General features: G+C 45.6%; 10 protein-coding genes and 1 pseudogene. 6 read left to right on the top strand and 5 right to left on the bottom strand.

Annotated elements, in window-relative coordinates:
• Positions 1-516: 516 nt before the first annotated feature.
• Positions 517-798 carry a YiaA/YiaB family inner membrane protein gene (locus tag JGK39_RS31250; protein ID WP_293261769.1) on the top strand — a complete coding sequence of 94 codons (282 nt, stop codon included), beginning with the start codon at positions 517-519 and terminating at the stop codon, positions 796-798.
• Between the two features lie 76 nt (positions 799-874).
• Here JGK39_RS31250 and JGK39_RS31245 read toward each other — a convergent pair whose 3' ends face one another.
• From JGK39_RS31245 to JGK39_RS31230, 4 genes are all read right to left on the bottom strand, one after another.
• Positions 875-1,342, bottom strand: coding sequence for a ferredoxin (locus JGK39_RS31245; protein WP_293261766.1), 468 nt, complete (start codon positions 1,340-1,342; stop codon positions 875-877).
• A 382-nt stretch (positions 1,343-1,724) separates the two neighbouring features.
• A complete protein-coding gene (locus JGK39_RS31240; RefSeq protein ID WP_293261763.1) occupies positions 1,725-2,111 on the bottom strand; it encodes a DUF1257 domain-containing protein in 387 nt (128 codons plus the stop codon).
• A 40-nt stretch (positions 2,112-2,151) separates the two neighbouring features.
• The gene (locus JGK39_RS31235; protein ID WP_293261760.1) at positions 2,152-2,361 is read right to left on the bottom strand and encodes a DUF2997 domain-containing protein; all 210 of its coding nucleotides are present in this window, start codon (positions 2,359-2,361) and stop codon (positions 2,152-2,154) included.
• Between the two features lie 311 nt (positions 2,362-2,672).
• A complete protein-coding gene (locus JGK39_RS31230; protein ID WP_293261757.1) occupies positions 2,673-3,545 on the bottom strand; it encodes an ABC transporter permease in 873 nt (290 codons plus the stop codon).
• Between the two features lie 420 nt (positions 3,546-3,965).
• Between JGK39_RS31230 and JGK39_RS31225 the strand changes: the two genes are divergently transcribed.
• Positions 3,966-5,294, top strand: a complete 1,329-nt coding sequence (locus JGK39_RS31225) for a pitrilysin family protein (protein WP_293261754.1) — start codon at positions 3,966-3,968, stop codon at positions 5,292-5,294.
• A gap of 360 nt (positions 5,295-5,654) precedes the next feature.
• Complete coding sequence (locus JGK39_RS31220; protein WP_293261751.1) at positions 5,655-6,683, top strand: C39 family peptidase; 1,029 nt, start codon at positions 5,655-5,657, stop codon at positions 6,681-6,683.
• Positions 6,684-6,877: 194 nt separating this feature from the next.
• Here JGK39_RS31220 and nadC read toward each other — a convergent pair whose 3' ends face one another.
• A complete protein-coding gene (gene nadC, locus JGK39_RS31215; RefSeq protein ID WP_293261748.1) occupies positions 6,878-7,741 on the bottom strand; it encodes a carboxylating nicotinate-nucleotide diphosphorylase in 864 nt (287 codons plus the stop codon).
• A gap of 157 nt (positions 7,742-7,898) precedes the next feature.
• On the opposite strand from nadC, the gene JGK39_RS31210 reads away from it, so the two are divergent.
• The 3 genes and pseudogenes from JGK39_RS31210 to JGK39_RS31205 all read left to right on the top strand — a co-directional run bounded on the left by JGK39_RS31210 (position 7,899) and on the right by JGK39_RS31205 (position 9,539).
• Positions 7,899-8,126 (top strand): DUF2281 domain-containing protein, encoded by a 228-nt coding sequence (locus JGK39_RS31210; protein ID WP_293298701.1) that lies wholly within the window; start codon positions 7,899-7,901, stop codon positions 8,124-8,126.
• A gap of 96 nt (positions 8,127-8,222) precedes the next feature.
• Positions 8,223-8,399 (top strand): annotated as a pseudogene (locus JGK39_RS33785) (HNH endonuclease); the annotation flags it as partial.
• A 33-nt stretch (positions 8,400-8,432) separates the two neighbouring features.
• Positions 8,433-9,539 (top strand): hypothetical protein, encoded by a 1,107-nt coding sequence (locus JGK39_RS31205; protein ID WP_293322587.1) that lies wholly within the window; start codon positions 8,433-8,435, stop codon positions 9,537-9,539.
• The last annotated feature ends 272 nt before the right edge of the window (positions 9,540-9,811 follow it).

Below are 9,811 nucleotides of genomic sequence, written 5' to 3'. Positions count from 1 at the left end.
AGTCACTTGAATACCCCATTTCTCACCTCAATTTACTCAAATTCACCTACTCTGCCTTGATTCTACGCTATCGCCCAAAGATCTCAAATGGGTTCTATATGATTTATAAAAAGTCTGGTAAGAACAATTGTTCGGCTTGTTTATTCAAGGGTTGCGTAAGGTGCGTCGCTGTGAAATTGTGGCTGTTTCTTTAGGGATTGTCGGTGGCGACGCACCCTACGAATAATGTTGCAAGAGTTTTGAAAATTGGTATTACACCGGGCGCTCGGGGTGCGAAATGTACACTTTACGCTATTTTGAGGAAAAAGTAGATTTCTTTAGTGGAGTTTCTAAACTGTCTACTCGCGAGGAGTCTTCCTAGAGGCTCAAACCTATCTACAGCGTTCTAATTTTTAGTTGAAAGCCCGATCGCCCTGTGCGCTTCTATAAACTGTCCCTAGTCTTCCTGAATCCTCCGATCGCAATTCCTATTGTATAAGTTAATCCACCAAAAGATATATTTGACCTAGAGGCACTATGCAGAAACAAATCATACGTCAAAAAGATACTAATGCTTGGATTCTTCAGTGCTGGGTTTCTTTTATTGTTGCCATTGCCGCAACTACTGTAGGTGTCATTTATTTACAGGTCGATCCTTGGCAAAAAGCTTTTATGGGCATGGGTTTAACTTTTTCGGTGGGCTCGTCTTTCACTTTAGCAAAAACCCTTCGCGATAACAACGAGGCAACAACCTTAACTGCCCGAATTGACGAAGCTAGAGTTGAGAAAATTCTCGCGGAACACCATCCTCTCAAATAAATCTAATTATACAGTGTATATAAAAACAGCCCGGGCGGGCTGTTTTTGTTGGGCTTGAGGTGAAAACCTGGGGATTTTAATGACTGCTTTTGAACTTGCGATCGCCCTTGGCCTTTTGGCGCTGGCGAACACCCGCCTGAACCGTAGCCATATCCACGGGAAAACCAACTACAGGAATTACCTGATCCTTGCGTTCTTCTTCGAGATTCTTGAGCTCGGTGTAGTCAACCCAGTGAATGCAATTTACCGGACAAGTGTCGATCGCCTCTGCAATCAACTCTTCAGAATCACCGTCTTGTCGGACTACGCGCGATCGCCCGTAATCCGGTTCAATGTAGAAAGTATTGCGAGCAACATGAGCGCAGTGCTTGCAGCCGATGCAGGTAATCTCGTCAACATAGACGCCTTTTTGGCGCAACACGCCGCCTAACTCCGGTTCTAAACCAGTGCGATCGGGCGCATCTCGCAACACGCCGCCCAACTCCGGTTCTAAACCAGTGCGATCGTCGGTACTATCTATTTGGAATGGAGAAAGCTCAGACATTTACACCTCTTCCAATAATAAATAAGTCCGCCGGCGCGGACTTGAATGAGACCAAATTACAAAAATCGGTTTGTAGTAAGGACTTCAGTCCTTTCTTTCCCCAATCGCCAGCAAGGACTAAAGTCCTCACTACGAACCATTGGAAAGGACTAAAGTCCTCACTACGAACCATTGGAAAGGACTAAAGTCCTCACTACGAACCATTGGAAAGGACTAAAGTCCTCACTACGAACCCTTTGAAAGGACTAAAGTCCTCACTACGAACCCTTTAACCATTGGAAAGGACTAAAGTCCTTACTACGAACCATTGGAAAGGACTAAAGTCCTTACTACGAACCATTGGAAAGGACTAAAGTCCTTACTACGAACAAACTGTAAATTTTTAAGCGCACCAGCGCTGAACCACCAAGCGGATCGAACCGTCTTGATTTTGCTTTTGCTCAGAAACTTGGAAACCTTGCTTAGCGCTTTCATTCACCACAGTATGGTAAGCATAACGCTGAGTCACCTTATTCAGAAAACGATCGACAGACCAAGCTTGCTGCCAAAATTGCAGATCGGCCACCAATTCATACTCAGTCCCGTTCCAGCTAAAACCTACGTCATAGCCGTTTTCTTGCTCGATCGCCACCTCAGCAGTGCTCGTGAGGCCGCGATAGCCGCGCACCTCAGTCGGGCCAGACTTCCAGTCGATACCCAAGTCAGTTAAAGCAGCTTCCAAAGAATTCAAATTGCGGATCTGGGTCTTAATTTGGCTAAAATGTGACATGGTGGTTCCAAAAAAATTTAAGTGGACTGAACAAAAAAGATTACCAATCGCTAAAAGCCACTTGGGCCGTCGCTTCGGCTGACTGATGCAGCACTCGCGCAAAATATTCAGATGTTGACTCTTGATGAAGCACCACACCGAGCTGGGCTTCAATTGCAGCGGTTACTTCAGCGCAGGAAGCACCGACAATGCCGGTGACTGTTTCCTGTACGCGGCCATCTGGATAAATGACAAATTCTAGTGTTTCCATAATCCGGGCTGACTGAATAGGAATGATGAAATCAGACACCGACGCCAGCAAGCCGGCTGCGATGCCTCCTGAAGTCGCTTCTTGAGAGTTGGCTGACTAAAAAACCACTATATCAATTTTGACGAATTGATAGGTTTTGAGTCACAACTTAACAAAAGTTATTAATAGGTAGGAGCAATACATCAGTTGTATGTAAAGTTTCGCGTACATTGTGACATCAGTCAAGTTGATTTTAGATTTTAGATTTTGGATTTTAGATTTTAGATTTTGAAGTCAAAAGTATAAATTATCCCAATCTCCCACTTTCCCCTTTAATTCCTTCTGAGGTCTAAAACGTCTCGCAGGCCGTCGCCTAAAAGGTTTAAACCCAGAACTGTCAAGGTAATCAGCAAACCGGGAAACAAAATAGTCCAAGGAGACGAAAGAGCGTATCCGCCTTTGAAAGCATCCGACAGCATTGTCCCCAACTCTGGGGCTGGCGGCTGGGCGCCCAAACCGAGAAAACCTAAACCGGCAGCTTCTAGCGTGGCTGTACCTGTGGAAAGAGTTGCTTGTACGACTAACGGCGCGAGACTTCCCGGCAAAATGTGGCGAAAAATAATCCGCAAGTCGCTGGCGCCCAAGGCTTTGACTGCTAAGACAAATTGTTGTTCTCGCAGCGATAGCACCATGCTGCGAGTGAGGCGGATGTAAATCGGTATTTGCACGGCGCTGACGGCGATAATTACGCTTTGCAGGCTGGGCCCGGTGACGGTGACAATGGCGATCGCCAGTAAGATCGAAGGGAAAGCTAGCAAAATATCCGCCAAAATCCCGATCGCACCTTCAACCCACCCCCGAAAATACCCAGCCAAGAGCCCCAACAGCGATCCGACAATTAAACCCGCAGCCACAGAAACCAAGCTGACAATCAAAGATATCCCCAATCCGTGCCACACCCGCACTAACAAATCTCGCCCCAAACTGTCGGTTCCGAACCAATGTTTAGCGCTAGGAGCCACTAATCTGGCCAAATAATCGCGATCGACCGCAGCATCGTAGGGAGAAAGCAGGGGAGCTAACACTGCCACAATAATCAGGCCTACAGTCAAAATTAAGCCGATTTTCCCAGAGGTCGATCGGCCAAATCGCTGCCAAGCAGGCTGTGAAAATATTAAATTTTTATGCAATTTGGGATTTTCCATTGAGTGCTGTCACCAAAAAACTGAGGACTTTGCACAAATGATTAAAATAAATTAACGATCGCGCGAGGCGACGACGGAGCAGCCATCGCAGAAATCTTAACAGGACTTGCGCCTGGGAGTGAGGAAAAAACCCGGTTTCTCGCAGAATATTCGGTTTGGTAACGAGGAATCTAGGAAGAAACCGGGTTTTTAGCCATCAGGACTTGCGCCTGGGAATGAGGAAAAAACCCGGTTTCTCGCAGAATATTCGGTTTGGTAACGAGGAATCTAGGAAGAAACCGGGTTTTTAGCCATTTGGTGCGTCCAACAGTGAAAAACCAGAACGATCTCAGTTTTTATAGCGAATGGTAGATGCCAAATGTCCTATCCCTTCGTAAAAGACCCTTTAAGATATAGAGAAGAAGATAATTTTAAAAGCGCATGACATCAACCCTACTCAAAGCCTCCTCCCGATCGCCCCTGAACGCCCCAACAGTGCGCCATTTCCCCAACGGCCTCACGGTTATCGCCGAACACTTGCCGGTTGATGCGGTGAACCTCAGCGTGTGGATGAATTTAGGCTCAGCCGTCGAATCCGACGAAATCAACGGTATGGCGCACTTTTTAGAACATATGATTTTTAAGGGAACTCCCAGCATTCCCAGCGGAGAATTTGAGCGGGCGATCGAACAGCGCGGCGCTGTCACCAATGCAGCCACCAGCCAAGATTACACGAACTATTACATCACTACAGCTCCTAAAGATTTTGCCGAACTAGCTCCCCTGCAAGTCGATGTCTTGCTCAACGCCAGCATTCCCGACGACGCCTTCGATCGCGAACGGCTGGTAGTATTGGAAGAAATTAGACGATCCGAAGACAATCCGCGCCGCCGCACCTATCAGCGATCGATGCAATTAGCCTTTGAAGTTCTGCCCTACAAGCGACCCGTACTCGGCCCGACTTCCGTCATCGAAAATCTTACCGCCCAGCAAATGCGGGATTTCCACAGCAGCAGATACCAGCCAGGGGCGATGACAGCAGTCGCAGTAGGTAATTTGCCGGTCGATCGACTCATAGAAATTGTCGCAGAAAGTTTTGCGGCAAAAAGCACAGCACAAAACAGCACCATAAATCTGCCCGCTGTGAGCAAATTTGACCCAGAATCCGAAATTCTCAACTACGGCCAAGAATCGCCATTTACCGAAACAGTCCGCCGCGAATTTGTAGACTCAGCCCTCCAGCAAGCCCGACTGATCGTGATGTGGCGGGTGCCCGGTTTCGTGGAAATGTCGGAAACCTATGCCCTCGACGTTTTGGCGACAGTATTGGGTCACGGCCGCACAACTCGCTTAGTTAAGGATTTGCGCGAAGACAGAGGCCTAGTCTCGTCAATTTCGGTCAGCAACATGACTCAGCGGCTGGGCGGTGTATTCTCGATTTCCGCTCAACTAGCGACAGAAAATATAAAAGAAGTGGAAGCAGCCATCGTCGGACACATCCGCACCCTACAAACCGAACTGGTGACAGATGCCGAAATTTCCCGCATCCGCACCCAAGTAGCAAATAGGTTTATCTTCGGTAACGAAACTCCCAGCGATCGAGCAAGTTTGTACGGTTACTATCAGTCGATGGTAGGAGATATCGCTCCCGCCCTCAACTATGCCGCCTGCATCCAAGCTCAGACTGCGGAGGATCTTCGGGAAGCCGCCGTCAAATATCTGTCTCCCGACGCGATGGGTGTGGTGGTAATTCGCCCCGACGAAGCATAAAATACACTGCTTCCTTCCCAGGCGCAATCGTTTGCTTGTCAAGCTAGGGATCGCAAAGAAGGTAAATCATCACCTTCTGTGATTTGAGAATACTGTGTCATATCATGTCCCATCTACGATCGTAACAAAAAAAGGTTCGTAGTACGGACTTTAGTCCGCTCTTAAGTTGCGGACTAAAGTCCTTACTACGAACCAATCTCCGCAGCGATCGATCGGACAGGATATCAAGTTCGATCGCTCGCAGCCTTAAAGGTTTGTATCGAATCATGAATACAAAGCCTTTAAGGTACGGACGATCGGTAAAATTGCCGTAATTTTCTGAGAGTATAAACTTGGACTCGTCGATCTGGGTAGGCAAGGATGAAATTACAAAACTTTCTAAACTCAAAAATTAGGTACGATGCTAAGGCGATCGCGGCTGACGGAGAACTCAGCCGCCAAATTCAAAGCCGCCTCATTGACCTAGGTTTACTGAAACCTCCAGTAGACGGCATCTTTGGCCCCCTCTCTACAGCAGCCCTCCACCGATTTCAAACCCTCATGAAGTGCGGTGAACCGGGTTTTTTGGGAGCAATCACAGCCAAAAAGCTAATCGAAGCCAAACCGGGGGACATTCCCACACCTCGCCCGATCCTGAAAATCCTCAAAGACACCATTTTTAAATCAAAACCGCTGGCGTCTTCTCAACTTCAGGAATCGGAAAAACAAGTAATCCCAGCCGGAAAACAGTTTGAACTCCTAGCTTTTGCTCCGATTCGCGGTCACATTAGAGTTGCTCTCCGCAACGAGTCTTTCAAAGGTTCAGGGATTTGGTATGTTTACGGCCCCCACGCTCAAGTTACTCTAGACGGCGTTTTGCTTTATCCCAAACCGAATCCGCCGACTGTCAGACTTGGCATTCCTTACCGATCGCAAATGGATAACTTGTACAATCCTACAGGTTCTTGCAATGTCACTTCCATCGCGATGTGTCTGGACTTTTTGAGAGTGCCGCGGCGCACAAAAACCGGACAATATGAAGACGAACTCTACCAATATGCGATCGACAAAGGTTACAGTCGGTGGGAACCCAGGGATTTAGCAAAGATTGTTAGAGATTACGGAGCTCAAGATTACTTTACCGAGAATGCAACCATTGATGACGTTCAAGATTGGCTCGCCAGCGGAAATCCCGCTGTCATCCACGGATACTTCACGTCTTTCGGTCACATTATAGTTGCTGCCGGCTACGACAGCGAAGGATTCTTCGTTCACGATCCCTATGGCGAATGGTTCCCCACGGGTTATGACACAACTGTCAGCGGTTCTTACTTGCACTATTCCTATCGCTTAATCCGCAGCGTCTGTATGGCTGATGGGAATTTTTGGGTGCATTTTATCTCGAAGTAATAGTTAAGAGTCATTAGTCATCAGTCATTAGTCATTAGCTAAGAGATAAGATGCCTCTTGGATTATTCGGATCTTGAAATCGCTCAAGAGTCAAACTTTCGTCCAAGCAGAGGGGAACCAAAGAATAAATGGGCTATTCAAGGAGGATTTAGCATTAGCCATATTTTTTATCGCTAATGACCAATGACCAATGACTAATGACTCTTAATTTTCATGCTCAAATCGAGCCAAGTCGATCGCGTAATCGGAGCACTCGTAGAAATATAATCTACTCCCGTTTCCGCCACACTTCTAATAGTTTCTAAAGTAACATTCCCGGAAGCTTCAATTTTTACGCGATCGCTCTTTTCTCGAATTATTGCCACAGCCTGCCGCATTAGATCGCAAGACATATTATCCAACATAATAATATCAGCTTTGTGCTGCAATGCCGTTTCTACTTCAGCCAGAGATTCGGTTTCCACTTCGATTGTCAGCGGATAGGGAATCGAATTGCGGATTTGGGCGATCGCCTCTGCAATTCCCCCAGCCGCCGCGATATGATTGTCTTTAATCATCACCGCATCATCTAATCCCATGCGATGATTGCAAGCACCGCCGACTTGAGTCGCGTATTTTTCCAACAATCTCAATCCGGGAGTCGTCTTGCGGGTATCGACTAATTGCACTGGTAAATCGGCAATTTTGTCAACATATTTGCGAGTTAAAGTAGCAATTCCGCTCAAACGCATTGCCAAGTTTAATGCTACTCTTTCTCCCGTTAGCAGCGCGTCGAAATTGCCAGAAATCTCGGCAATTACTTCTCCTTTTTCGCACAGTTTCCCTTCCGGTACTTGCGGGATGAAGCTGAGGTGGCTGTCTAAAAGTTTAAAAGTGCGATGTGCGATCGGCAATCCGGCAATGACTCCAGCTTCTTTGACTATCCATTTAGCAGTACCCTGGATGCTGGCTGCGGGGAATAAGGCCGATGTCGTGCGATCGCCCCTACCGATATCTTCGAGTAGCCAGTTGTGCAATAGGGAGTCTAAAACTATCCAAGGTGGCAATATTGCTTTCATGTTTTCTTTGTTAGTCCTGCTATTAGGAACGATAGTCGATCGGGTAATTTTCGGCAAGTTGCAGAATGATTATGGTGTGAGTGCGATTTTGGGCGATCGGGCTAGATAATGGGCTATTCTGTTGCTGACATTGGGTTTTGGTGTTTTAATGGAGTAGATGGTGCGATCGCAAGTAAAAAGAATGATACAGCCAGTCATTTTAGAAAAACTAGAAGAACTCCCTGAGTCTCTTCAGACAGAAGTGCTTCATTACATTGAGTTTTTGATTGAAAAGCAGGCTAAAAACTTAAGTCAAGAAAAGCAGACAAAGCGAGGCGGACTTGGAATTTGGAAAGATAAAATCTGGCTCTCTGATGATTTTGATGGGCCTCTCGACGACTTCTAGAAAGTTTTCTATGAGCATCAGTCTCATTTCTGACCACCATCGAAAAATAAGTTATAATTTTTGTAGTACACTTTTTCAAAATCCTGTTTTATCTCTATGAATTGCTTTAAAGAGTTGCCTGGAAGAGCCTCGGAGTTAAAATTATGCTTTTATTGCTCCAATTCACTTCCGGCATCAAACCAAGAACACATATTTAATGCTTCTTTGGCGGGTTCCCATCAAACAGGACAACTAATTTGTAATGAGTGCAACCAAAGTTTTTCAGAAAGAGTTGATCGAGCATTTTTAATCTACACAAGTGCGATCATGAATGCTTGGTCATTTAAAGGCAAGCGTCGCAAGTCAATACCTACCATCGAATTAGAAGGGCCGTATTTCCTTGAGGCAGGGGCAAAACTAAGACTGAAGGAGCCGTTGGTTGAGAAAGAGACTCAAACTGATGGACAAATCAAGTTTAAAATTTCCTTTAATTCGCGGGGAGAAGCCAAACGCTGGTTAAAAGGTGATGCGGAGTCATATTTAGGAAGAGCTTTGAGCCAAGAAGAGCAAGACGAGATAATTAGGCAAGCAAAGTTTCGATCGGAAGACGCACAACCACAGAAGGCTTCAGCGAATCTTAATCTTCAAGAACAGTACCGTTCAGCCACACACACAATATTGAAGTGTTTAGCCTTTTTCATCCCTGATTTGGTTTGCCATGAGCAAACTAAGCAAGTTCGCGAATTTGCCCGCTATGATCGGGGTGATTGGCAGCTATTTGCAGTTGAAGCGGAACAGCATTTTTCTTTAGCTGATCAACCTGTGAGCTTATTAGGAGTTCATCACAATTCGGTAGAAATTTACTGGTGTTCCTATTTGAGAATGGTGATTGGAGTTGTGACAATTCTTAATCGTGTTAAAAGAGCAGTTGTAATAGCCAAAGACTATTCAGGTCCAGATAGGATTCTCTATGTTTTTGAAGACACACATGGTTCTGGAAAGCCTCCTCGTGCAATTTTAGCAGAAATAAATTCACAAGAATTCTCTCTGCCTATTATTGAAATTCAAGATTTTGCCTCCCAAACTAGGATTGATCAGGTTTTCGGCAACGAACTTTCATTCCTTACGAACATTAACTATCCCAGAGATGCCCTTACAGCCAAGCTCATAAAAAAGATTGAGGAAGTAAATCAAGTAAGTGTAGCAGTTGATGAGAAGATTGTCGAGAAATATCGAGAAGCTTTTCTAGATTTCTTCACTAATCTGGGTAAAATTTTAGGAAAATCGATAGACTTAGATAAAGTTTTATCAAAAATGTCAGATTATGAATTTGAAACTTTAACCCACAGATTTGCTGGTAGAAACTGCCGTGACATGGAGTTTAACTCCTCTGTAGTAGAAATTTTTAAAAATCTTCTGAATGAATTGGAGTGATTTAGGATAAATCAAAAAGCTTTACCTCTACCAGTATCCTGACGACCCATATAGCTGCGAGAAAGGGTGAAGATTCAAGTGAAAATCACCCCTATTTTGACTCTCAATTCAGGGAACACCTTATTTCTTCTCTGGTTTCCCAGATCCCAACTCTCCCTTTGCTCGTAAGACTCGGTATAGAACCCATTTGAGATCTTTTTAGGCGGCTAGTCGCTTGAGCATCAGCCGAATAAAGCATAGTTTGAGCTTGGCGTTGGAACGTTCGAGTGTGC

Origin of the sequence: Microcoleus sp. PH2017_12_PCY_D_A, assembly GCF_020738565.1 — a bacterium.
Taxonomy (GTDB): domain Bacteria; phylum Cyanobacteriota; class Cyanobacteriia; order Cyanobacteriales; family Microcoleaceae; genus Microcoleus.
This window is presented reverse-complemented; position numbering and strand designations above follow the sequence as displayed.

Bases quoted from the DNA above. Each gene is read 5' to 3' on its own strand.
- JGK39_RS31250 (WP_293261769.1), top strand. From the start codon at position 517: ATGCAGAAACAAATCATACGTCAAAAAGATACTAATGCTTGGATTCTT.
- JGK39_RS31245 (WP_293261766.1), bottom strand. From the start codon at position 1,342: ATGTCTGAGCTTTCTCCATTCCAAATAGATAGTACCGACGATCGCACT.
- JGK39_RS31240 (WP_293261763.1), bottom strand. From the start codon at position 2,111: ATGTCACATTTTAGCCAAATTAAGACCCAGATCCGCAATTTGAATTCT.
- JGK39_RS31235 (WP_293261760.1), bottom strand. From the start codon at position 2,361: ATGGAAACACTAGAATTTGTCATTTATCCAGATGGCCGCGTACAGGAA.
- JGK39_RS31230 (WP_293261757.1), bottom strand. From the start codon at position 3,545: ATGGAAAATCCCAAATTGCATAAAAATTTAATATTTTCACAGCCTGCT.
- JGK39_RS31225 (WP_293261754.1), top strand. From the start codon at position 3,966: ATGACATCAACCCTACTCAAAGCCTCCTCCCGATCGCCCCTGAACGCC.
- JGK39_RS31220 (WP_293261751.1), top strand. From the start codon at position 5,655: ATGAAATTACAAAACTTTCTAAACTCAAAAATTAGGTACGATGCTAAG.
- nadC (WP_293261748.1), bottom strand. From the start codon at position 7,741: ATGAAAGCAATATTGCCACCTTGGATAGTTTTAGACTCCCTATTGCAC.
- JGK39_RS31210 (WP_293298701.1), top strand. From the start codon at position 7,899: ATGGTGCGATCGCAAGTAAAAAGAATGATACAGCCAGTCATTTTAGAA.
- JGK39_RS31205 (WP_293322587.1), top strand. From the start codon at position 8,433: ATGAATGCTTGGTCATTTAAAGGCAAGCGTCGCAAGTCAATACCTACC.